The sequence below is a fragment of the Salmonella sp. NW722 genome (genome assembly GCF_051702785.1).
Lineage (GTDB): Bacteria > Pseudomonadota > Gammaproteobacteria > Enterobacterales > Enterobacteriaceae > Salmonella > Salmonella enterica.
The window spans coordinates 531,017-553,132 of sequence record NZ_JAMMIN010000001.1 but is presented as its reverse complement, the minus strand read 5'-3'; the positions used below and the strand labels follow the sequence as shown (position 1 = coordinate 553,132).

22 protein-coding genes, 1 tRNA gene and 2 pseudogenes are annotated in these 22,116 nt (G+C 46.4%); 7 read left to right on the top strand and 18 right to left on the bottom strand.

All coding sequences use genetic code 11. From position 1 onward, the window contains the following. Window positions 1-2 precede the first annotated feature (2 nt). A complete protein-coding gene (locus NA330_RS02780; protein ID WP_023242108.1) occupies window positions 3-1,337 on the top strand; it encodes a periplasmic protein in 1,335 nt (444 codons plus the stop codon). 39 nt (window positions 1,338-1,376) lie between these two features. Here the strand turns inward: NA330_RS02780 and roxA are convergent, their stop codons facing one another. The 9 genes from roxA to rluE form a co-directional block, all read right to left on the bottom strand. Next, window positions 1,377-2,498, bottom strand: coding sequence for a [50S ribosomal protein L16]-arginine 3-hydroxylase (roxA, locus tag NA330_RS02775; RefSeq protein WP_000456514.1), 1,122 nt, complete (start codon window positions 2,496-2,498; stop codon window positions 1,377-1,379). Between the two features lie 80 nt (window positions 2,499-2,578). Further along, window positions 2,579-4,042 carry a two-component system sensor histidine kinase PhoQ gene (phoQ, locus tag NA330_RS02770; RefSeq protein WP_001031687.1) on the bottom strand — a complete coding sequence of 488 codons (1,464 nt, stop codon included), beginning with the start codon at window positions 4,040-4,042 and terminating at the stop codon, window positions 2,579-2,581. Continuing rightward, window positions 4,042-4,713, bottom strand: coding sequence for a two-component system response regulator PhoP (phoP, locus tag NA330_RS02765; protein ID WP_001537766.1), 672 nt, complete (start codon window positions 4,711-4,713; stop codon window positions 4,042-4,044). The genes phoQ and phoP overlap by 1 nt, the downstream gene beginning before the upstream one ends. 126 nt (window positions 4,714-4,839) lie before the next feature. After that, the gene (purB, locus tag NA330_RS02760; RefSeq protein WP_000423758.1) at window positions 4,840-6,210 is read right to left on the bottom strand and encodes an adenylosuccinate lyase; all 1,371 of its coding nucleotides are present in this window, start codon (window positions 6,208-6,210) and stop codon (window positions 4,840-4,842) included. A 3-nt stretch (window positions 6,211-6,213) separates the two neighbouring features. Beyond that, the gene (gene hflD, locus NA330_RS02755) at window positions 6,214-6,855 is read right to left on the bottom strand and encodes a high frequency lysogenization protein HflD (RefSeq protein WP_001519653.1); all 642 of its coding nucleotides are present in this window, start codon (window positions 6,853-6,855) and stop codon (window positions 6,214-6,216) included. 86 nt (window positions 6,856-6,941) lie between these two features. Beyond that, entirely contained in the window at window positions 6,942-8,048 is a 1,107-nt protein-coding gene (gene mnmA / locus NA330_RS02750; RefSeq protein WP_000004540.1) for a tRNA 2-thiouridine(34) synthase MnmA, read from the bottom strand. 53 nt (window positions 8,049-8,101) lie between these two features. Then, complete coding sequence (locus NA330_RS02745) at window positions 8,102-8,563, bottom strand: NUDIX hydrolase (RefSeq protein WP_000476071.1); 462 nt, start codon at window positions 8,561-8,563, stop codon at window positions 8,102-8,104. Window positions 8,564-8,574: 11 nt separating this feature from the next. After that, window positions 8,575-8,904: a lysozyme inhibitor LprI family protein gene (locus tag NA330_RS02740; RefSeq protein ID WP_000825956.1), complete on the bottom strand. Its 330-nt coding sequence runs from the start codon at window positions 8,902-8,904 to the stop codon at window positions 8,575-8,577. After that, window positions 8,901-9,566, bottom strand: coding sequence for a 23S rRNA pseudouridine(2457) synthase RluE (gene rluE / locus NA330_RS02735; RefSeq protein ID WP_001249412.1), 666 nt, complete (start codon window positions 9,564-9,566; stop codon window positions 8,901-8,903). Before rluE ends, NA330_RS02740 begins: the two co-directional genes overlap by 4 nt. A 171-nt stretch (window positions 9,567-9,737) precedes the next feature. On the opposite strand from rluE, the gene icd reads away from it, so the two are divergent. Further along, on the top strand, window positions 9,738-10,988 hold the full coding sequence (gene icd / locus NA330_RS02730) for an NADP-dependent isocitrate dehydrogenase (RefSeq protein ID WP_000444508.1): 1,251 nt from the start codon (window positions 9,738-9,740) through the stop codon (window positions 10,986-10,988). A gap of 451 nt (window positions 10,989-11,439) precedes the next feature. After that, window positions 11,440-12,564: a type III secretion system effector SopF gene (gene sopF, locus NA330_RS02725; protein ID WP_023242107.1), complete on the top strand. Its 1,125-nt coding sequence runs from the start codon at window positions 11,440-11,442 to the stop codon at window positions 12,562-12,564. A gap of 285 nt (window positions 12,565-12,849) precedes the next feature. Here the strand turns inward: sopF and NA330_RS02720 are convergent. The 8 genes and pseudogenes from NA330_RS02720 to pagD all read right to left on the bottom strand — a co-directional run. After that, window positions 12,850-13,032 (bottom strand): annotated as a pseudogene (locus NA330_RS02720) (hypothetical protein); the annotation flags it as partial. Between the two features lie 397 nt (window positions 13,033-13,429). Further along, a pseudogene (locus tag NA330_RS02715) lies at window positions 13,430-13,501 on the bottom strand (tail fiber assembly protein); the annotation flags it as partial. Between the two features lie 188 nt (window positions 13,502-13,689). Then, entirely contained in the window at window positions 13,690-13,896 is a 207-nt protein-coding gene (locus NA330_RS02710) for a hypothetical protein (RefSeq protein WP_023182055.1), read from the bottom strand. Window positions 13,897-14,217: 321 nt separating this feature from the next. Further along, a complete protein-coding gene (gene envF, locus NA330_RS02705) occupies window positions 14,218-15,006 on the bottom strand; it encodes a putative envelope lipoprotein EnvF (protein ID WP_023182056.1) in 789 nt (262 codons plus the stop codon). Between the two features lie 489 nt (window positions 15,007-15,495). Then, window positions 15,496-15,735, bottom strand: coding sequence for a virulence protein MsgA (msgA, locus tag NA330_RS02700; RefSeq protein ID WP_000497451.1), 240 nt, complete (start codon window positions 15,733-15,735; stop codon window positions 15,496-15,498). A 180-nt stretch (window positions 15,736-15,915) separates the two neighbouring features. Beyond that, window positions 15,916-16,437: a ricin-type beta-trefoil lectin domain protein gene (locus NA330_RS02695; RefSeq protein WP_023242572.1), complete on the bottom strand. Its 522-nt coding sequence runs from the start codon at window positions 16,435-16,437 to the stop codon at window positions 15,916-15,918. Between the two features lie 413 nt (window positions 16,438-16,850). Further along, a complete protein-coding gene (gene cspF / locus NA330_RS02690; protein ID WP_023242571.1) occupies window positions 16,851-17,063 on the bottom strand; it encodes a cold shock-like protein CspF in 213 nt (70 codons plus the stop codon). 131 nt (window positions 17,064-17,194) lie between these two features. After that, window positions 17,195-17,458, bottom strand: a complete 264-nt coding sequence (gene pagD / locus NA330_RS02685) for a virulence protein PagD (RefSeq protein WP_024149275.1) — start codon at window positions 17,456-17,458, stop codon at window positions 17,195-17,197. Window positions 17,459-18,262: 804 nt separating this feature from the next. Between pagD and pagC the strand changes: the two genes are divergently transcribed. Together pagC and NA330_RS02675 are read left to right on the top strand one after the other, a co-directional pair. Then, window positions 18,263-18,820, top strand: coding sequence for a virulence membrane protein PagC (gene pagC / locus NA330_RS02680; RefSeq protein WP_023242570.1), 558 nt, complete (start codon window positions 18,263-18,265; stop codon window positions 18,818-18,820). Between the two features lie 405 nt (window positions 18,821-19,225). Beyond that, window positions 19,226-19,302, top strand: a tRNA-Arg gene (locus tag NA330_RS02675). Between the two features lie 754 nt (window positions 19,303-20,056). Here NA330_RS02675 and NA330_RS02670 read toward each other — a convergent pair. Beyond that, window positions 20,057-20,401 (bottom strand): c-type lysozyme inhibitor, encoded by a 345-nt coding sequence (locus NA330_RS02670; protein ID WP_000977725.1) that lies wholly within the window; start codon window positions 20,399-20,401, stop codon window positions 20,057-20,059. A gap of 702 nt (window positions 20,402-21,103) precedes the next feature. Here NA330_RS02670 and NA330_RS02665 point away from each other — a divergent pair. Both NA330_RS02665 and NA330_RS02660 read left to right on the top strand, forming a co-directional pair. Continuing rightward, window positions 21,104-21,331 carry a hypothetical protein gene (locus NA330_RS02665; RefSeq protein WP_077684031.1) on the top strand — a complete coding sequence of 76 codons (228 nt, stop codon included), beginning with the start codon at window positions 21,104-21,106 and terminating at the stop codon, window positions 21,329-21,331. Between the two features lie 197 nt (window positions 21,332-21,528). Next, complete coding sequence (locus tag NA330_RS02660) at window positions 21,529-21,996, top strand: Hsp20 family protein (RefSeq protein ID WP_001218120.1); 468 nt, start codon at window positions 21,529-21,531, stop codon at window positions 21,994-21,996. The last annotated feature ends 120 nt before the right edge of the window (window positions 21,997-22,116 follow it).

Genomic DNA, 22,116 nt, shown 5'->3' with positions numbered 1-22,116 from the left:
GAATGTTACGCATTGTGGTGAAGCGTTTTATTATTTATGGCGGGATATTTTCCGCCATCAATTTTTCTGCCTGGAGCGCCGAATATACGCCTTCCTGGTCCCAGCGCCAGCAACAATCTGCAGCATGTTTTATGACCGGCGATGAAACCTGCATGACGTTTATTGATGATGCGGTGAGGCTGGCCTCGCGGCAATATGGCAAACGCTCAATACAGCTTGTTCGTAGCCTGCTATTACAAAGCGATATTTATCAATGGCTGGGTAAACCTGAATTAACGCCGCAAATGCTGCTGCGAGCGCGGGCAATAATGAAAACATTTCCGGCGGGCACTTATCCGGGCGATCGGGCCGATATGTTTGAACACCTGGCGGCCTTTTATGTTTACAGTGACGATCGCCATATAGAGTATTCACCTACAGAGCAGTGGCGATACGAGATCAAGGTTGATTACCGTCAGCGGATAGCCTGGCAAGAGCAGGCATTAACGTGGCGTCTTAAAGACAAAAAGGCATCGACGGAAGCATTGGTTTATACCTTAAACAGGATGCGCGACGCTTATTCTGATGCGCTGGAGGAGCGGGATGTCGAATGTGATAGTGCGCGTAAAGCCTATTATTTGGCGAAGATAGACGCAACGGAGCGGCAGTGGCTGGGCGTTATTTTACGGGATAAAACCTGGGATAATCGTGAGCGCGTCGCCTCTTTTTTGCAGCAGAAAGCGGATATTGCTTATAATGCAGGGCATATTAGCGAGGCGATTAATGCGCTAAGTCAGGCGCTAAAAATTAAGCAAACGCTTTATGGCGCCGAATTCGGCGAAATGACGGTTGACAGCAATAATCTTGCTGGCTTTTATGCACAGGGCCATCATTATAAGGAAGCGAAAGATCTCTACCTTAAACTTATCGCGTATTACCAGAGCCGTTTAACGCCAATGGCGACGGTAATATCACGATTACGCTTTTATTTGCCCGAAAACATCGACCTGGACAGTACTTCCCTCTATCTCCCATTGCTGGAAGAATATAAACGTCGGCAGTCTGACGTATCAATGGTGTTGTATGGTATTTCGCTGCTTTATAAGAATAATCAACAGCTTGAACAAGCAAAAGACTTTGCGGAACGCGCCTTTACGCTTGATGCCGTAGCTTATCCAGCAAAGATGCAATATGAACGATTACAGCAACTGGCTAATATTGCCGAAGGTCTTGGCGATAACGTACTGGCGCGGCGCTATCGGCAAATGTCATTTCGCCATCGAATGGCCCACTCGATTTATCCGGGCGATCCGCAATATAACGATTTCGCCAAACCTGGCGGCGATCGTTGTGGATAGTTTGCGTCAGCCCGGCGGTCGCCGGGCATTGCGATGTTCTTATCCTTCGAAGAACCAGTACCCGCTATTCACCAGTGCCGCCAGCATCGCGAGGAAGGACGGGTCTTCCAGCGCATCGCCGAAGTTTTCAGCGGTCAGTGCAATATGACTGGCGAGCGCCTCCAGAGCGGGGCGATGCGGAGAGTCTATTTTTTCGCCATTCGCATAGACCTCATCGCCGATACGCAATACGCGAAGCCCGCCGAGACGTACTAATACCTCGCCTTGCTTTAAGGCATCGTAAATTTCATCAGGCTGATACGGCGGCTCCGGCGGCGCAATATCCAGTTCGTGGCGTGACTGAGAGAGAAACTCGCCAAGCCACTGTTGGAAATGCGCGGGTTGATTGATCAAATCGAGCATCATATTACGCAGTTTATCCATCTCCTGCGGCAGGATATCCGCCGGATGCTTGCGGGACGGCATATCCGGATCGCTGTAGTATGTATTGCCCAACTCCCGTTGCAGGACGTAGTCGGCAAAACCGCTGATCAGCTCACGGCTATTGGGCGCGCGAAAACCGACCGAATAGTTCATGGCGTTTTCCAGCGCATAGCCTTCATGCGGGAATCCTGGCGGAATATACAGAATGTCGCCCGGCTCCAGCTCTTCATCAATAATGGCCTCGAACGGATCGACTTGTAACAGGTCGGGATGTGGGCAGTGCTGACGCATTTGCAGCTTTTCGCCCACGCGCCAGCGACGGCGACCGGTTCCCTGGATAATAAACACATCATACTGATCCAGATGCGGGCCAACGCCGCCGCCGGGAACGGAAAAGGAGATCATCAGATCGTCGATACGCCAGTCCGGCAGAGCGCGGAACGGGCGCATCAAGGCGGCGGTGGGTTCGTGCCAGTGGTTTACCGCCTGTACCAGCAGCGACCAGTTGCTCTCACCCAGATGATCGTAGCTTTCGAAAGGGCCATGGCTGACCTGCCATTTGCCATCCTGATGGCTAACGAGACGGCTGTCGATTTCGCTTTCCATCGCCAGCCCCGCCAGCTCATCCGGCGAGAGCGGATCGATAAAGTTGCTAAACCCACGTTTTAAGACCACCGGGCGTTTTTGCCAGTGGCGTTCAAGAAAGTCGGGCCAGTTAAGAGTTAATTGGTATTCCATGTTAAGTATCCGCAGGCTGGTATCTGACACCGATTATAACGGATGCTTAACGAGATGCGTGGAAGAACGCACAGAAATGTTTATTCCTCTTTCTGTGTGGGATGCTGTCGGCCAAAAACGACCTCCATACGGGCACCGCCGAGCAGACTGTCGCTGGCAATGATCTGCCCGGCGTATTGTTCCGTAATCTCGCGCGCGACAGCCAGCCCCACGCCTTGTCCTGGTCGTAGGGTATCGGCGCGCTGACCGCGATCAAACACCAGGGAACGTTTGCTGTGGGGAATGCCTGGGCCGTCATCTTCGACGAAAATATGCAAATGATCGTCGGTCTGGCGAGCCGAAATCTCGACAAACTCCAGGCAATATTTACAAGCGTTGTCCAGTACGTTGCCCATTACTTCGACAAAGTCGTTTTGCTCGCCGACAAAACTGATCTCTGGTGAAATATCCATACTGATATTCACCCCTTTACGCTGATAAACTTTATTGAGCGCGGAGATCAGGTTATCTAACAACGGCGCGACGGGATGCAGTTCGCGGCTTAACAATACGCCGCTACCGCGCATACTGGCGCGATGCAGATAATAGCCGATCTGCTGGGAAATCCGGCTGATCTGTTCCAGCATCACCGGTTCAGCTTTGCTGACGCTCATCTTTTCGTTGCGTAAAGAGCGTAACGTACTCTGCAAAACCGCGAGCGGCGTTTTTAAACTGTGCGTCAGGTCGGTCAGGGTCGTGCGGTATTTGTTATAACGTTCACGCTCGCTTTTGAGCAGTTGATTAAGGTTGCGCACAAGGCTGGTCAGCTCACGCGTCGTCTCCGGATTGAGCATTTCGCGGTGATGATCTTCAAGCTCGCGGACTTCCCGCGCCAGCGCCTCGATAGGGCGTAAGCTCCACCAGGCGGCGATCCACAGTAAAGGAATGACTAACAGTAAATTGGCGGCCAGCACGTATACGAACCAGCTCCATACCATATAGGAGCGTTTTAGCTCTATCGGAATGGTATCGACCACCACGATGGTTAACTGCGGCATCCGCGCCGTGGCAGGATAAATATTTACCGCTACCGAGTGGGTCATCTCCGCATCATCGTCATCTTCACGTACTTCTTTGAGTTTTTCCTGTGCGGAATGGTCCTCGCTCAACAGCGTGCTGGTAGCGTCTACGTTGGTTTCAATTTCATGGAAGCCGTTCGTTTTTAACCATTCCGGTTGAATGCTTTTAATCAGCCAGGGGATGTTGCGCTGCGTCCATAATAATTTGCCCGTTTCATCGTAAATCAGCGTCATGGTCGGGCTTTGCATGTCCAGATTTTCAGGCAGCTCAACGCTGATTTTATTATTTTCCCATTTGGCGAGGGTATAAAACAGATTGCTTTCGCCGCGCAGCAAACGAAAGGTGGTTTTATCAAAACTTACGCTATAGCCGACCAGCGCCACTATGCCATATGCCAGAGAAAGCACCAGCACGACGCCGGCTGTCGCCAGCAAAAAACGAACCCGCAGCGACAGCGGCAGAAAATGGCGAGCAAATTTATTCATTAGCGCAATTCAAAAAGATATCCTTGTCCGCGTACGGTGGTAATGACATCGTGCGGATACTGGGCCTGTATTTTTTTCCGCAGACGCCCCATGAGAACATCAATGGTATGGCTTTCCCGCAATTCCGCATCCGGATACAGCTGAAGCATCAGCGAATCTTTGCTGACCACTTTACCGTTGTTACGGATAAGCGTTTCCATAATGGTGTATTCGAACGCCGTGAGTTTGATGACCTCTTCATTGACGGATAATTCCCGGCGTGAGAGATCCACCTGGAAAGGCGGGATGTTGATCACCTGGGAGGCCAGACCGCTATTACGGCGCATTAACGCCTGCATACGCGCCATTACCTCTTCGATGTGGAATGGCTTCGTCACGTAGTCATCGGCCCCGGAGCTGAGAACCTCGACTTTATCCTGCCAGCCTTCGCGCGCGGTTAACACCAGAACCGGCAGTGAAACATCACTGCTGCGCCAGCGGCGTATTAAGGAAAGGCCGTCTTCATCCGGCAGACCTAAATCGACAATAGCGATATCCGGAAGGTGTTCATTAAGGTAGTAATCAGCTTCCCTGGCATCTTCTGCGGCATCGACCTGGTGACCTGAATCCTGGAGCTGAACCTTCAGGTGGTGGCGTAATAATGCATTATCCTCTACAACCAGTACGCGCATCATCTCTTCTCCCTTGTGTTAACAATAAGAACAGTCTAGCGTTGATTATGGTGCTTTGGGGATAAACAGTTAATAAACCAGACAAATAGTCACCCTCTTTCTGAAGAAAAGAGGGTGAGGCAGGCATTATTTAAGTTCGTCGACCAGAGTCACCGCGCGACCGATATAATTTGCCGGCGTCATGGCTTTAAGGCGCGTTTTTTCTGCTTCCGGCAGGGCCAGACTATCAATAAACTGTTTCATTCCTTCGGCATCGACACGCTTGCCACGGGTCAACTCTTTCAGTTTTTCATATGGTTTTTCAATACCATAGCGGCGCATGACGGTCTGGATCGGCTCGGCTAATACTTCCCAGTTGTGATCCAGTTCGTCAAGCAGATGATCGCGGTTTACTTCCAGCTTGCTGACGCCCTTCAGGGTGGACTGATAAGCGATAAGCGCATAGCCGATGCCGACACCCAGGTTACGCAGGACGGTTGAGTCGGTCAGATCGCGCTGCCAGCGGGAAACCGGCAGTTTGTTTGCCAGATGGTGCAATACTGCATTAGACAGACCGAGGTTGCCTTCTGAGTTTTCAAAGTCAATGGGGTTAACTTTATGCGGCATGGTAGAAGAACCGATCTCCCCGGCGATGGTTTTCTGTTTGAAATGGTTCAACGCAATATAGCCCCAGACATCGCGATCGAAATCGATCAGGATGGTGTTAAAGCGCGCGATACAGTCAAACAGTTCCGCAATATAATCATGCGGTTCAATCTGGGTGGTGTAAGGGTTCCACTGGATGCCCAGCGAGGTGACGAACTCTTCGCTGAACTGATGCCAGTCAACTTCCGGATAGGCGGCGATATGCGCGTTATAGTTGCCTACGGCGCCGTTGATTTTACCGAGGATCTCCACCTGGTTGAGCTGGCGGAACTGACGCTCCATACGATACGCCACGTTCGCCATCTCTTTACCCAGAGTGGAAGGCGTTGCCGGCTGGCCGTGGGTGCGGGAGAGCAGAGGAATGTCGCGATACTGCGTGGCGAGATCTTTAACCGCGTTAATCACCTGACGCCAGTAAGGCAGGATCACTTCATCGCGCGCGGCTTTGAGCATTAACGCGTGCGACAGGTTGTTAATGTCCTCAGAAGTGCAGGCAAAGTGGATAAATTCGGAAACGTCATGTAGCGCCGGGATCGCGGCGACTTTTTCTTTCAGAAAATACTCAACCGCTTTCACATCGTGATTCGTGGTGCGCTCAATGGTTTTAATGCGCGCGGCATCTTCTTCATTGAAGTTTGCCACAAGCGTATCCAGGTAACCGTTTGCGTCGGCAGCAAAAGCAGGAACTTCCTTGATCGCTGCGTGCGCGGCTAATTTCTGCAGCCAACGTACTTCGACTTGTACACGAAATTTCAGCAAACCGTATTCGCTAAAAATTCCGCGCAGCGCGCTGACTTTATCGCCGTAGCGTCCATCGACAGGGGAAACGGCGGTCAGTGAGGATAATTCCATAGATCATAACTCCGGGGTTAAATGAGCAAGAATTTGTTTTGCCTGAGTCGTCAGGCGATGACGAGAAAACATAAGTTGTAGGCGACCACCGCCTACCTGATGCCAGAGCACGGCTGCACGGATGCCTGCCAGTAGCGAGGCGCGGACTTTGGCCTGCACCTGCGGACTTTGCAGAACGGCCGGGGAGCCCGTCACCTGAATGCGCGGGCCCAATGGGCTAATCACATCCACGTAGATGCCCGCCATGGCGCTCATTAACGTGTCTGACTGTAAATCAAAATGATCAAGCTGGCGCTGCAGGCCGTTAATGCGATCGCCTAACGTATTCAATGCGCCTTTGGCGGATGACAGCTTGCGCTCCAGCACCATCAGGCTAAGCGTATAACGCGTCAGTTCGGCGTTAAGTCCTTGTCGGCTGCTGGCATTCAGCACGCCGAGCAGTGTTTCCAGACCAAGACGCAGGTTAGCTTCGCTGCCGCCGAACACGCCCAGAGTAGAACTGGGATTCATATCAATGACACTGTTGAGTGAAACGTGCAACGCGTCGGCATCACAGTGTCCCTGGTGCGCCAGTTGTTGCACCAGGCGTGCCGACTGGCAAATGCCAGAGAGCGCGAGGGTGATGTCATAATAATTCTTTGCCACAATCACTGCTTCCTTGTATCAAATAAAATACACTTCATCTTTTAAGCCGCTTTGAGGCGACTTGAATGGTGTTGTGTATTGAATAATCAGACCGTCAGCGGCAGTCGCTGCTCGATAATGCCGCCGCCCAGGCAGACTTCGCCGCTGTAAAAGACAGCGGACTGGCCCGGCGTAACGGCGGCAACCGGCTCGTCAAAAATGACCTCGATACGATCGTCATCCAGCGCGTTAATCGTGCACGGAATATCGGTCTGGCGGTAGCGGGTTTTTACCGTACAGCGCAGGGTGCCGGTGAACGGTTCGCGATCGACCCAATGTAGCTGCTGGGCGATGAGGCCTACCGACATCAGGCGTGGGTGCTCATGCCCCTGGGCGACAATTAACACATTGTTTTCAACGTCTTTATCCACCACATACCAGGGGTCTTCGCTACCGTCTTTGGTGCCGCCGATTCCCAGCCCTTTACGCTGACCGAGCGTATGATACATCAGACCCTGATGCTCGCCGATTTCATCGCCGTCAACGGTAATGATTTTCCCCGGCTGCGCAGGCAGATAGCGCCCTAAAAAGTCGCGGAATTTGCGCTCGCCGATAAAGCAGATACCGGTAGAATCTTTTTTCTTTGCGGTTACCAGCCCCAGATCTTCGGCGATTTTACGCACCTGCGGTTTTTCCAGCTCGCCAACCGGGAACAGACTTTGCGCAATCTGCTCATGGCCAAGCGTGTAGAGGAAGTAGCTCTGATCTTTGTTGCCGTCGAGCCCGCGCAACAACCGGCTTTTGCCGTTTACATCCGCGCGGCGAACGTAGTGACCGGTGGCGATATAGTCGGCGCCTAAATCTTCTGCGGCAAATTCAAGGAAGGCTTTAAATTTGATCTCTTTATTGCACAGAATATCCGGGTTCGGCGTACGGCCTGCTTTGTACTCTTCAAGGAACAGTTCAAAGACGTTATCCCAATATTCTGCGGCAAAATTAACGGTATGCAGTTCAATGCCAAGCTTGTCGCACACGGCCTGCGCGTCAGCCAGATCGGCTGCTGCGGTACAGTATTCCTCACCATCGTCCTCTTCCCAGTTCTTCATGAACAGGCCTTCTACCTGATAACCCTGTTGTTGCAACAGCCAGGCGGAAACGGAGGAATCGACACCGCCGGACATGCCGACGATCACTTTTTTTGGGCTTTCTGACATTGGAATACTCGCGACATTGAACTTCAAGGCGGCGTATTCTACCACGCAGCCCTTTACTTGACACCCTCTGTAAACGGCCAGTTAAATTCGCCCACTATAGATAAGGGGTAACATTGTCCCGTTTGATAACTGCGAATGCTTTCAGCCACCAGCGGAGAACGTAAATTAGGCGCGTTCAGAATCTCGTCGGCGCTCACCCAATGGCAGCAATCGATGTCATTGTCATGGGGGTTGGTCGCGCAAATATGATCAAGCTTGATAGCGAATAAAAAGCGCAGGAACGGGGTTTTATCCGGCGCAATCCACTGATGCATACGGATAAAATACTGTGGTTGCGCCGTGATGCCAGTCTCTTCCCACAGTTCTCGCGCGGCGGCCTGCGCCAGCGTTTCATCTGCCTCCAGGTGTCCGGCAGGTTGATTCCATAACGATTTACCGTTGATGGTCTCTTCCACCACCAGAAATTTATCTTCGGCATGTACGATGCAGGCAACGGTCACGTGCGGCTTGAACATAGGCATCCTTATTAAAGCGGTTTATCAATGTGGTCATAGATCGCGTCAAGCTGTTTCAGACGCTCGTTATAAGCTTTTGTCAGGCAGGTGACGTCGGCCTTGCACTGCTGACGCTGTTTAAGCCAGCTCTGCTGGGCGTCCTGCAGCGCGCCGCGACTGCCCATCGCGAACAACCCTTTCAGAAACTGATATTTGGTGTGCATTTCCACGTCTTTATCATTCAGCGTCAGGTGCGCGCAGATAGCCTTTTCATCCGCAGCCTGCGCTTTCTGGCAGTCGAAGCTGGCCGCATTAACGGATAACGGTGTTAATAAAGCAAAAGCAATGAGAAGCCGTTTCATCTGTCTTTCTCCTGTGCGATCTCGCGCCACTGTCCATTATCGAGGCCGTTGAGCGTGTAGTCGCCCATGCTGTAACGAATTAATCGTAGAGTGGGATGACCGACATGCGCTGTCATGCGTCTTACCTGGCGGTTGCGGCCTTCATATAAGGTGACTTTTAGCCAACTGGTGGGAATATTCTTCCGTTCGCGAATCGGCGGGGTGCGCGGCCACAGCCAGTCAGGCTCCGCGACAATCTCAATACCGGCGGGCAGGGTAGGGCCATCGTTGAGCGTGACGCCAGTACGAAGCGCCTGCAGCGCTGCATTATCCGGGATGCCTTCTACCTGAACATAGTAAATCTTGCCGGTGCGTTTGCCCGGTTGCGTGAGGCGCGCCTGCAGCGCGCCGTCATTAGTCAGCACCAAAAGCCCTTCGCTGTCGCGGTCCAGGCGGCCTGCGGCATAAACGCCTTGCACAGGAATAAAATCTTTTAACGTGCGGCGACCTGCTTCATCCGTGAACTGCGGCAACACATCGTAAGGTTTATTGAACAAAACCACGCGTTTTGGCTGGTTTTCTTTCCGTGATTTAGATGCTTGTCGTGAGCTGAATCGCTTAACGTAGTGATTTCTAAAAGAAGTTTTTTGCATGGTGTTTTCAGAACTTATTAATTGCCGCATTATAGCGCAATAATGAGTGTCTTTCATGGCGGCAAACAATAGGGTAGTATTGACATGCTCATTACAAAACATTAACAAAAAATTGCTCTAACGCAGTCGTGCAGCAGGACGCCATTGCACATGCAGCGCGATGACAGACGAGCAAACCAGAAGCGCTCGAAGGAGAGGTGAATGGAAAGCAAAGTAGTTGTTCCGGTGGAAGGTAAGAAGATCACCCTGCAAAACGGCAAACTCAACGTTCCTGAGAATCCGATTATCCCGTTTATTGAAGGCGATGGTATCGGTGTTGATGTCACTCCAGCCATGCTTAAAGTGGTCGATGCCGCCGTCGAGAAAGCCTATAAAGGCGAGCGTAAAATTTCCTGGATGGAAATTTACACCGGAGAAAAATCCACACAGGTTTACGGCCAGGATGTCTGGCTTCCCGCTGAAACCCTTGATTTAATTCGTGATTACCGCGTAGCGATTAAAGGTCCGTTGACCACGCCGGTTGGCGGCGGTATCCGCTCTCTGAACGTTGCCCTGCGTCAGGAGCTTGACCTGTACGTTTGTCTGCGTCCCGTTCGTTACTATCAGGGCACGCCAAGTCCGGTGAAACATCCGGAGCTGACCGATATGGTCATCTTCCGTGAAAACTCTGAAGACATCTACGCCGGAATTGAATGGAAAGCTGACTCTGCAGACGCTGAGAAAGTGATCAAGTTCCTGCGCGAAGAGATGGGCGTGAAGAAAATTCGCTTCCCGGAGCACTGCGGTATCGGTATCAAACCGTGTTCTGAAGAAGGCACTAAACGTCTGGTTCGCGCGGCGATTGAATACGCTATTACCAACGATCGCGATTCCGTTACGCTGGTACATAAAGGCAATATCATGAAGTTCACCGAAGGCGCGTTTAAAGACTGGGGCTACCAGTTGGCGCGCGACGAGTTCGGCGGTGAGCTTATTGACGGCGGTCCGTGGCTGAAAATTAAGAACCCGAACACGGGTAAAGAGATCGTGGTTAAAGACGTTATCGCCGATGCGTTCCTGCAACAGATCCTGTTGCGTCCGGCGGAATACGACGTTATCGCCTGTATGAACCTGAACGGTGACTATATTTCCGATGCCCTGGCGGCTCAGGTTGGCGGTATCGGTATTGCACCGGGTGCGAATATCGGCGACGAATGCGCGTTGTTTGAAGCGACTCACGGGACTGCGCCGAAATATGCGGGCCAGGATAAAGTCAACCCAGGCTCCATTATTCTGTCTGCGGAGATGATGCTGCGCCACATGCAGTGGTTCGAAGCGGCGGATCTGATTGTTAAAGGTATGGAAGGCGCGATTGCCGCGAAGACCGTGACCTATGACTTTGAACGCCTGATGGAAGGCGCTAAGCTGCTGAAATGTAGTGAGTTTGGCGACGCGATTATCGCGAATATGTAATATCGATAATTGTTAAAAACAAAAACGGGGACTTAACGTCCCCGTCTTTATTATTAGCATTCGAACGGTTATCAAAATTTTATCAAAACTCCCTCAATTCTGACCGCAATAGTAATCCATCCTTTACGCCGATCGTCATGATAACCTGAGCCCCCCTGAAAGCTGATAGTTACCGATTTTGATTGTAGTGGTTTTCTTTATGATGTGTGGTTTGGCTATTTTTTGAAAGTGCCTTATCAGATTTGTTGTTATTATCAGGGGATTATTTCAATAAAAGGTGAAGATTTATTGCCTGCAATAGTGGGTAGATTAAGCATTTTATGAAATTATTAGTGTCTTTATTTGCACTTCTACAAGGCTGTTAAGAGGTGTTGAAATATCAGCCTGATAAAGAATACGTCAGCGTCAGCGAAAGTGAATGCTATATTAGTCATAAAAATTCAGGAGACATATGCTCAAACCTATCTGCCATAGTGGAAGTGTGAAGGTTCCGGAATATCTGGAAACAGATAAGGAAAAAAATGTCGGACGTACTCCTCTGTCTTCAGACATTCAGCAAATTAAAAATTTTGTTGAAGATGTTCCGCCATTTCCAGAAAGCAGAGCGGCGAGAGGTTCTGTAAGCGCAGCGTACAGGCTTTCTTTTGACGAAGTGTTTTGCGGTCTCAGCAATGAAGAGCGTAAAAAGGTGTATGGTCGCCTTTTTGGAAAACAAGTAATTGCGCATATTCATTCCAGGTGTCAGCGCGACGCTGACATAATAAGAGAAAAAGCGCTCAGGCGGATAAGCCGTGAGTGTGGTGCCGAAATAGATTGCGCTCTCTTACTAAATAAGATGGTGGATATTTTACAAAATGCCCGGCTGACAATAAATTTTAATGCAGCAAAAATTGACTTTGTCTCTCTCTTAAAAAATAAAGAATATCTGAACTCTTATGCATTAGGTTGCAGACCGGGAGATTTACCTGCTTATAATGTCGGGCGTGATTCAGTTGAAACTAAAGCATTTGAACTGGAGAAGCTTGCCGATTCACCTTATGCCCCATATGGTCAGACAGGCGGTTTTTCCGTAGCATATACTCCCAACAGTAAAACTTTTAGCCCTACAAGCAGACCAATTTATGCTGCACTGGACTTTCTGAACGGTGAAAACGGAGGTGCCAGCGCCTATGGGAAATCATTTTTTGAATTAAATGATAATGTAAAAACAAATTGTACATTCTCACCTTTTGATATCTACGGCCACAGATTTGGCCTGGATACGAGTAAATTATCTACATTTTGCCATATGGAGAACCTGATTGCATCCTGTCAAAATGATTTTTTTGGTTATAATTGCTTTAAGAGTTTGGTTAAAATGGCTAAGGGCGAAAAATTTTTAGCTCATTCTAATTATGGTAAAGGCTATGAAGGGAATTATATAGAGGCTCATATCCATGGTGATGTGTGCTTATTTAGAGATATAAAACACGTTTATTTGTCTTTGCAAGAAAATTCTTACTCGAAAAGTCAACTATATGATTATGCAAAACAAATAAACCAGGCGCTTAATAGAGACTGCATAATATTATATTGACAAGCTTATTATCAGGCTCTTTAAAAGAGCTTTAAATGATCATGAGCGCATACTTCTTGAGGTAGGCAGTAACTGCTTTTGTATTTATTATCTCAAGACCGTTCTGGCAGATACCTGTGTGGCACTTCAGTATGGTCTGAAAAATAGAGGAATATGGACCAGCAGAAGCGCCTGCTGGCTACTTTTCACTTAAATCGCTGGACTTCACCGGCGCTTCAGATGAAGCGACCTTCACAGTCATCAGGTGTCCTGTATTACCACAGGAGTGATTTACTGGCTATTGATATTCCTGCTCATCAGGTTTTTACGCCATCTACATACATTTATTCTGCTATAAATTGAAATACTGCAAAAAATATTAAGGCTTATTATTTTTTCTTTAAGTAAATTTTCGTTCAACAAACTTAATTGTTTATTCAATGATGATGAAGCATGAGTTATGCTGAAAATGAGGGAAGTTAACAGCAAGGATAATCTTAATATTTACGGGTGATATTATGAGACATCGTGTATTTTTCCCATTGCTTCTGGTGTTGTCGGCTACAGCCTTTTCGGCATCGGCGATGGCTGCCAGTGATTCAAAACCCCCACCAGATAATACAAAACACGCCTCCCGTGGCTGGCCGTCAGGCCCCGAAGCATTTATTCGCCCAGGCTGGTGTGACCATTATCCAGCAGGTGAGGTGACGCCACCGGGGTGGTGTGATATTTGTGGTTGTTAGTTTTTTACAGAAAACTATATCAACCATATCAGGATTGAGGGTATATCAGGCTATTATGTTTCATCAGCTCATCCTGAACTGAATATTACCTCAGGCTGGTGTGTTTTATTAACGCCAGCCTGATTTTTCACAACGTTATATTGCTGGCTTACAGGCCTGTCAGGCCAGTCAGGTTTTGATGTGTCCACACGGTTTACCAACACCCTGTATTTTTCCATTTATCGCTCATCATCTGTTGCCATCAATGACAGTATTGCGCTCTTTCCCGTACATTGCTCTCCCGACCAGCTCACGGTCCAGTACATGACAGTCCTCTACCACTTCGCTACGCCTAATTTTTTGTTTTTAAGTTGCTCTGTTTTATTGCGCTGAATTTGTAGCTCAAAACAGTAATTTTAAATACTTATTTGAATATTTTTTTTATGATTTTTTCACGAAATGAGTAAAAAATAAAATGAAGAATGATATACATAATTAATGCAATAAAAAATGATATCACACCAATTGATGGTCCTGTTTTGTATACGAATAGCATGCATAAAAATATAGCAAATAGATCAAGGGAAATATTCGCGATGAAATCAGTGATTATTTTGAAAAAATTCTTCATATTACCTCTTTAAAATATCTATCTTATTCGCCATTTTTAGGTCGGGCAGTGCTCGAAATTCTCACGTACAACGTGTACGCTCCGGTTTCTGCGCGCTGCCCGGCTTCACACTGGCTCCAACAAGTACGCCCGCTGGACCAGGTTCCTGGCGTCACATAACTTCACCTGTTTATCCACAAAAGGCTCAATAAATAAATATTTTGAGTACGAAAAATTACAGTGTCAGAGAATGAAATGGCGATTCGCTGTCTTCAGGCAGTGCTTTAGTACCTGGCACGTGTTCTTTCGCGCTATAATTTTTATCAATGTTTGTATCGCCTGCTATTTTTTAAATGCCTGCTGTATTTCGTTCATCTTTTCAGCTGCTTTTTTACGCTGACTTTCAATGTCTTTTCTCGATTGTTCAACAAGTTGCTGTGCTTTTTCGGCTTCTTTTTTGGGGTCGAAAGGTTCTTTGGTCTCATATCCGGCAATAGAACCATCCTTATTTAAGGTCATTACCGCACGTCCTGTATTTTTAGCAGTGATGGTAATGTCATAGACGAATTCGCCATTATGAGCTATCTCTGCTCGTACAACGATATCGCTATCTTCCGTAACGGAAATGATGCCACTGGCGTTAGCGCGTTTAATTGTTTCCTGAATACGCTCTGGTATAATGCTGAAATTGATCGAGTCGAATTTGAATAAAGCTTCTTTTAGTGCTTCTTGTTTTTGCTCCTCTGTTATAGTGCCAAAGATGGTTAAGTTGACAGGCGAAGGTCCCCCCCAGTAGCCGTTGTTAAATTTAAACATCTCTACTTTAGCAGGGGTGTTAACGCTCTGTCGAATGAATGAATACCCGCCCTTGAAGAAACGGACTTCAATAATCGCAAGATTGGCTCCACCTTTTGCGTTGATATTGGCTATAGCTTTTTGCATTTCGGCTTTGTCGTAAAAGAACATTGATTGCTGGTGCTCTTTTTGCTGGATTTCTTGCATGTATTTCTCTTGATTTTTTTCAGCTTCCGCCATGGCATCTTTATCGTTATCACAGGCGCTAATTAGAGTTGCCGCGATGAAGGTAATCGGAAGTAAGAGATTTTTATATGTAACATGTATTTTATTCATGTGAAGTATTTCCCTTTTTTATATAAAATAGATAGTCTTGACTGGTCGAGACTATCCTGGAAACATAGTAATAATGCGTGTGCATATCTGCAGTAAGTTTTAGTTATGCTGGTTTTATTTCGGATTTTTACCTGTTACTTTTTGTTCGTAAATAGGTATTTTACGTATTGATGATAAGTTTAGAACCTATCCCAGTAGGCGTAATCGTTAAAGCCAGTTTGGTGAATAAAAGAGTCTAATGGGATAGGCTCTTAATAAACAAAAAAACCAAACGTACTTTCAGAGTTCAGGCTGGAATGCGCATAGCTGATTGTTGATAAGGGCTACTCATACCGACAGGCCAGTGAAGCGATGAATGTCGGTTCCACATACCGGTCTGAGATATCAACAACAACATGTTCTGAGTGGTGGCGTTTGCGTTATATCGTCACAGACAGCGCCTCAGGGCGCTGTTTTCGATCGGATATGTCGCTTTCGCAGGAGGGGACGTTATTCGGCGACCAGCCACATATCAGCCTCTTCAAACATCTCTTCCAGCATACGGTGCAGCCGTTCTTTCTCGGTTTTTGTACAGTCACTGTTTAATGCGTTCGCCTGCATTGGCTTAACTTTCACTTGCGCATCGGGAAAAAGTTGATGTACGCGTTTTGTGAGTTCATTGAGGATGATTTCGCGTGCGCCTGGCAAACCTTCAACATTTCGCTTGTCATAAACGAGTTCGACGAACATCGCCATTTCCTTTTTACTGGTTGGATGACCAGTATTTAAGCTGGGTATATAACTGGTGTCAAGGTTTAGCCGCCGTTTTGTCATCCTGACGTTGCGGACGTGACCGCACGTGGAAGTAAAGGTCGCTAACCTGTTGTTGTGTCATGAGGTTAGCGGCCCTCTCTTCACAGCGATGTCCTGCTACCTGATGGTAAATTCCAGGGCGCGACTAAAATCGCAATCGGCCAACACAACAGGGTCGCCTTTTCTGACAATAATGCTATTTGTGCCCAGGCATTTTCGGCTCTGTTTCCCCTTAATTTTGTTATCATCAGTGAGCCAGCGCTGGTTATCATTACCCGTGCATGAATAAAGAATGATTGGTGTGCCTTCTTTTGTACCTTGTCCTGCGGCATCCAGACATTTCTCACCCTGCGTGATTCTGTTTCGGTGAAATGAGAAAAGCTGAGATTGCACATGCTTACACTCCCGCAGCGTCAAACGATTCTGTTGATCTGAACCTGTATCAAGGCACAGACCATCAGTTGTCCGAATTTGTTCCGCGTCATTTATGTAATAACCACCGGAATTAATTTGGTTTTGTGTAATGACCGGGAACGACAAATTAATACTATAAGGTGCGGGTAAGCCGTTCGTCGTACATCCACATAAAATAGAGGAGAGGCAGAGAACCAGTGTGGATTTTCCTGAAAACAAAGTCATTCAATTATTACCATAAAAATAAATAGCGTTACAACTATATTGGCGATTTATACCCACTGAATATGACGTAGCATTGAGCGGCAATAGAGATAATTCCGATAGAATCACATAAATACTTCGGTTAAATGCGCGCAGCCAGCCACTCCTGTGACGATGGGTATATAGTGTTAAATACTTTTGCAATATTAGATGCTATCACAGTGAAAAACGGCTGTACATTTCTTCACGTTAAACAAAGTGAGAAGGGGGGCACACGATATATGATAAAAGAGGTCACAGGAGTCATTAGCAAAATAAATCCTTTAGATTTTCGCCACTGAAAATATTCTGCAGCCTTTCAGGCAAAGCCTCATAGCAGACTGCGGAGGTATACGGGCTCGCTAAATTTTTCTGAAAAAATGCCGAGTGACGAATTATGAAAGATAAACGTTGGCGGCGGTAGGTCCGCGGAGGCCATTAATACGACAAAACTCAACGCGTATACCGGGGATAAGCGCTTCTGTTTCGTGTTGGCGACATGCTGAAATGTGGACCTGAACATCTTTGCGTCCATCGGAGGGGGTGATGAGACCTTTACCGTTCTTACAATCAAAGGTTTTGACAATTCCTGTCATTTTACGAGACAAACAAATTCCTTAATGGGGATAACGAGGCGCACTATACACGTCAGGAAAAATAATGCCAGCTATATTTGATGGCAATCAAGATTTCCGGATGGCTAAAAGTAGTCGTTCGGCACCATTGTAGATAAATAACATTATGTTCTGGAGAAAGTATTTCCTTTCCTGGCGTCGTTGGTTGGTGCGGACATCATGGGTTTTGTCGTCGGGCAGGATGGTGAACTAATCTGCCTGGCTTGCTTTTTATCGGTATTTGTAGGTGGTTGCGGGGTTTTACTACCAAAATCGTAGATAAAAATATCCCATGATGCCTGTTGTAAATCAGAACAATGGCCTGAACTGGCCAAAACATGGAATGAAAAAATAAGTAATGACCAAAGCATAAAAGCATGATGTTTCATAGCACCTCCTGTTATATGTAATGACTTGTGAAGTTCATCTAATGAATTATGGAACGTCATTGGCATTTTTTATTCAACGAAGAGTTAACCACTCTTAATAATAATGGGTTTTATAGCGAAATAGACTTTTTTATCGCGCGTTCAATATTTGCGTCCGTTATTATTTTTCTGGAATGTAAATTCTCTCTCAACACAGGTGATATTTATGTTGGAATTGTGGTGTTGATTCTATTCTTATAACAAGAAATGTTGTAACTGATAGACATATTAAAAGATTAAATCGGAGCGGGAATAAATCGTGCTAAGCATCATCGTGAATATGATTACAGCGCCTGCGATGGCATATACGGTATTGCGGCTGGAGCGTCACGTGAGGACTGTGAAGCACAATGCGATATGTTCTGGTTATATGGCGAGTTTGCTTAATGACATGTTTTAGCCGTTCGGCGTCAGGTTTCTTAATGTGGTTGTGATGTTTTTTCTTTAAATATCAAAGAGTTGTATGGCGAACTTGTTGTTCTATAGTGGCTAAACACTTTATGGTTTCTGTTAAATATATATGCGTGAGAAAAATTAGCATTCAAATCTATAAAAGTTAGATGACATTGTAGAACCGGTTACCTTAATGAGCGATAGAGCGCTTTGGTAGTAAAAATATCTTTCAGGAAGTAAACGCATCAGGAGCGATAGCGGTGAATTATTCGTGGTTTTGTCGATTCGGCATAGTGGCGATAACTGAATGCCGGATCGGTACTGCAGGTGTTTAAACACACCGTAAATAATAAGTAGTATTAAGGAGTTGTTATGAAAAATATTATTTTATCCACTTTAGTTATTACTACAAGCGTTTTGGTTGTAAATGTTGCACAGGCCGATACTAACGCCTTTTCCGTGGGGTATGCACAAAGTAAAGTTCAGGATTTCAAAAATATCCGAGGGATAAATGTGAAATACCGTTATGAGGATGACTCTCCGGTAAGTTTTATTTCCTCGCTAAGTTACTTATATGGAGACAGCCAGGCTTCCGGGTCTATTGAGCCTGAAGGTATTCATTACCATGACAAGTTTGAGGTGAAGTACGGCTCTTTTATGGTTGGGCCAGCCTATCGATTGTCTGACAATTTTTCGTTATACGCGCTGGCAGGTGTCGGCACGGTAAAGGCGACATTTAAAGAACATTCCACTCAGGATGGCGATTCTTTTTCTAACAAAATTTCCTCAAGGAAAACGGGATTTGCCTGGGGCGCGGGTGTACAGATGAATCCGCTGGAGAATATTGTCGTCGATGTTGGGTATGAAGGAAGCAACATCTCCTCTACAAAAATAAACGGCTTCAACGTCGGGGTTGGATACCGTTTCTGAAAAGCATAAGCTATGCGGAAGGTTCGCCTTCCGCACCGCCAGTCAATAAAACAGGGCTTCTTTACTGGTAACACGTACCTGCCTGTCTTTTCTCTCTTCGTCATACTCTCTTCGTCATAGTGACGCTGTACATAACATCTCACCAACATAAGCATAGTTAAGTGATTGTGGTAAGCAATCAAGGTTGCTCAGGTAGGTGATAAGCAGGAAGGAAAATCTGGTGTAAATAACGCCAGATCTCACAGGATTCACTCTGAAAAATTTTCCTGGAATTAATCACAATGTCATCAAGATTTTGTGACCGCCTTCGCATATTGTACCTGCCGCTGAACGACTACTGAAAAGTAGCAAGGTATGTATTTTATCCAGGAGAGCACCTTTTTTGCGCCTGGCAGAAGTCCCCAGCCGCCACTAGCTCAGCTGGATAGAGCATCAACCTCCTAAGTTGATGGTGCGAGGTTCGAGGCCTCGGTGGCGGTCCAATGTGGTTATCGTATAATGTTATTACCTCAGTGTCAGGCTGATGATGTGGGTTCGACTCCCACTAACCACTTCAGTTTTGAATAAGTATTGTCTCGCAACCCTGTTACAGAATAATTTCATTTATTACGTGACAAGATAGTCATTTATAAAAAATGCACAAAAATGTTATTGTCTTTTATTACTTGTGAGTTGTAGATTTTTCTTATGCGGTGAATCCCCCTTTGCGGCGGGGCGTCCAGTCAAATAGTTAATGTTCCTCGCGAACCATATTGACTGTGGTATGGTTCACCGGGAGGCACCCGGCACCGCAATTTTTTATAAAATGAAATTCACACCCTATGGTTCAGAGCAATGTCTTTTTACATTAGGTGGGCAAGCATAATGCAGGTTAACGTGAAAGATACGAGAAATAGCAGAGACCAGTGATTTCGTTTATGGCCTGGGGATTTAACCGCGCCAGAGCGTATGCAAGACCCTGGCGCGGTTGGCCGGTGATCGTTCAATAGTGCGAATATGAATGGTTACCAGCCGCTGCGAATTCTACCTGGGTCACTTAATAAAGCAAAACATTTAAACGCTCAACAACGACAATTCAGACAGTTCGAACTTTTCTTTAAAAATAGGATTAACCATGTTCAAAAGTGGTTACTAATTAGCCATTATACTATGGTAGTGATTCACATATTCTTTAACGTTACGTTACAGGAAGGTTGAAGTGGAAATGCCTGATGAGCCTTCAGGCATTTCTTAAGGTTAGTTAGCTAAGGAACAGTTACTGAGAACAGGTTTATCATCACCTTCCACCAGTTCAGCCGTTTTGCCTTTGGTATAAAGTTTATAAGTATAATTTTTGTCTATGGCTTCGTAATTTGCTCCGGAGGCCATTTTCATTAACCGCATCGGGATCATCTCGTTTACCTGACTGATAATCGCATAGGCGTTTCCAGCCTCGGTGTTGACGTAAATTACCTCCATAACCTGGTTATCATTACAGGTGTATATAGATTTAGAAATCTCCTGCGAAGCTGCTATAGAGGTGGTACTGGCGCTAAGCGCAGCGAGAAAGAGGGTAAATGGGATCAATTTACGTTTCATCATTAGTATCCTTTGTGCATAAAATTGTCGTTAATTCCCTGAAGAACGGGAGATAAAGCGGCATCAATACGATGAATGCTGTAGTATTCCTGTTTACTGACGAAAAGTGCGCCAGAAAAGCGTATTATAATTTATCCATCACTGACATATGTGATGAGTAGACAAATCTTAAAATCATAAACTATAGGCTGCAAATCATTATGGTGCGATAGAAAATGATTGTCACCACTGCTCAATACTATGGCATAAAAATCGAAGAAAACGGTACTGTTCACTGTCTCGTTTCATACGGTATCTGTCAGTGAAACTATTTCTTCAAATGATGGTCTTTTTATTATCGATCAGATAATGGCATCAACAGGGGTTATTCAGGAGTATATGTGAAAAAGTGGCTTATAGGAGGGATATTGATCGCAAGTTTTCTGACCGGTTGTCTGATGTGGCACAACATTGATAAATGGTTTAATAAAGATATCGAATTTTTCTACGTCGGAGACGATAGCTAAAATTCCAGTCAGTTGGCAACGGGGGGCATATCTTCAGGTATGGCGCCCGGAGTAGCCGGGCGCAAATTGTAGGTGTATAAATCTCATTTCATTAAAATTTTAGCGACAACATGGACAGTCACTACCGCGTGCTAGCGACCCTCTGAAGTCACAAGATGAATAAGCCAGTTTTTTGTTTCAGCGGTGACTGAAACATATTTTGCTCCTGGTGGGCTTACCGCCAGTTGCTGAAAAAGACAACGATGATGTAACTGTTGCAGAGACTGACGAATACGACGACCGTGAATTTTATTTTTGGCGACCATATTTCCTCCCAAAAGGCCGCCCGAAGGCGGCGCTGGGTTTGATAATGGAGAAGGGCGTTGGTCACTGCCATAACCAACCTGTATACACTAATGCAATTGATAATCATTATCAATTGCGATGATGAAGAAAAATTGTAAAGATGAAGGGACAGCGGAAATGGCAATGAACGGGATGAGACTTTTCGTTAACCACTTAAATTCGTGACTAAAAAAAGGCTTTTATAGACTTGAAAATGTTTTTTCCGTCCCTATGTAGTCAGTGGACAAGCAATGCTTGCCTTGATGTTGAACTTTTGAATAGTGATTCAGGAGGTTAATGATGGCACTCAGAACCTTGTCAGCACTTCCCGTGTTTGCTGATTCTCTTTTCTCTGACCGTTTCAACCGTATTGATAGACTTTTCAGTCAATTAACAGGAGATACGCCAGTCACTGCAACGCCAGCTTACGATCTGCAAAAGCGCGATGCGAATAACTATCTGCTTACCGTGAGCGTTCCTGGCTGGAAAGAGGAAGAGCTTGAAATTGAAACGGTTGGCGGCAACCTGAATATTACGGGTAAACACACTGAAGAGACGGTAGAGGATCAGACGCACTGGATTTATCGTGGTATTCGTAAGGCGGATTTCCAGTTGAGTTTTTCTTTGCCTGAACATGCTAAGGTGAATAATGCGAAACTGGAACAGGGCCTCTTGTTGGTCGAGATTTACCAGGAGATCCCTGAAAGCGAGAAACCGAAAAAAATTGCCATAGAAAGTAAACCAAAGGCGATTGAACACAAATCATAATCGCGTTAATGAAGGCCCGTTTAGACGGGCCTTCATTGTCTGTAGCGAAAAGTATCCCGTCATGCTTGTAGGCACAGATCGCTAAATATTATATCCCTGACCTCTATATTATCCCGTGCC

Excerpts from the sequence above, each read along its gene's own strand:
- NA330_RS02780 (WP_023242108.1), top strand. The coding sequence starts at position 3 with ATGTTACGCATTGTGGTGAAGCGTTTTATTATTTATGGCGGGATATTT.
- roxA (WP_000456514.1), bottom strand. The coding sequence starts at position 2,498 with ATGGAATACCAATTAACTCTTAACTGGCCCGACTTTCTTGAACGCCAC.
- phoQ (WP_001031687.1), bottom strand. The coding sequence starts at position 4,042 with ATGAATAAATTTGCTCGCCATTTTCTGCCGCTGTCGCTGCGGGTTCGT.
- phoP (WP_001537766.1), bottom strand. The coding sequence starts at position 4,713 with ATGCGCGTACTGGTTGTAGAGGATAATGCATTATTACGCCACCACCTG.
- purB (WP_000423758.1), bottom strand. The coding sequence starts at position 6,210 with ATGGAATTATCCTCACTGACCGCCGTTTCCCCTGTCGATGGACGCTAC.
- mnmA (WP_000004540.1), bottom strand. The coding sequence starts at position 8,048 with ATGTCAGAAAGCCCAAAAAAAGTGATCGTCGGCATGTCCGGCGGTGTC.
- NA330_RS02745 (WP_000476071.1), bottom strand. The coding sequence starts at position 8,563 with ATGTTCAAGCCGCACGTGACCGTTGCCTGCATCGTACATGCCGAAGAT.
- NA330_RS02740 (WP_000825956.1), bottom strand. The coding sequence starts at position 8,904 with ATGAAACGGCTTCTCATTGCTTTTGCTTTATTAACACCGTTATCCGTT.
- rluE (WP_001249412.1), bottom strand. The coding sequence starts at position 9,566 with ATGCGGCAATTAATAAGTTCTGAAAACACCATGCAAAAAACTTCTTTT.
- icd (WP_000444508.1), top strand. The coding sequence starts at position 9,738 with ATGGAAAGCAAAGTAGTTGTTCCGGTGGAAGGTAAGAAGATCACCCTG.
- sopF (WP_023242107.1), top strand. The coding sequence starts at position 11,440 with ATGCTCAAACCTATCTGCCATAGTGGAAGTGTGAAGGTTCCGGAATAT.
- NA330_RS02710 (WP_023182055.1), bottom strand. The coding sequence starts at position 13,896 with ATGAAGAATTTTTTCAAAATAATCACTGATTTCATCGCGAATATTTCC.
- envF (WP_023182056.1), bottom strand. The coding sequence starts at position 15,006 with ATGAATAAAATACATGTTACATATAAAAATCTCTTACTTCCGATTACC.
- msgA (WP_000497451.1), bottom strand. The coding sequence starts at position 15,735 with ATGTTCGTCGAACTCGTTTATGACAAGCGAAATGTTGAAGGTTTGCCA.
- NA330_RS02695 (WP_023242572.1), bottom strand. The coding sequence starts at position 16,437 with ATGACTTTGTTTTCAGGAAAATCCACACTGGTTCTCTGCCTCTCCTCT.
- pagD (WP_024149275.1), bottom strand. The coding sequence starts at position 17,458 with ATGAAACATCATGCTTTTATGCTTTGGTCATTACTTATTTTTTCATTC.
- pagC (WP_023242570.1), top strand. The coding sequence starts at position 18,263 with ATGAAAAATATTATTTTATCCACTTTAGTTATTACTACAAGCGTTTTG.
- NA330_RS02670 (WP_000977725.1), bottom strand. The coding sequence starts at position 20,401 with ATGATGAAACGTAAATTGATCCCATTTACCCTCTTTCTCGCTGCGCTT.
- NA330_RS02660 (WP_001218120.1), top strand. The coding sequence starts at position 21,529 with ATGGCACTCAGAACCTTGTCAGCACTTCCCGTGTTTGCTGATTCTCTT.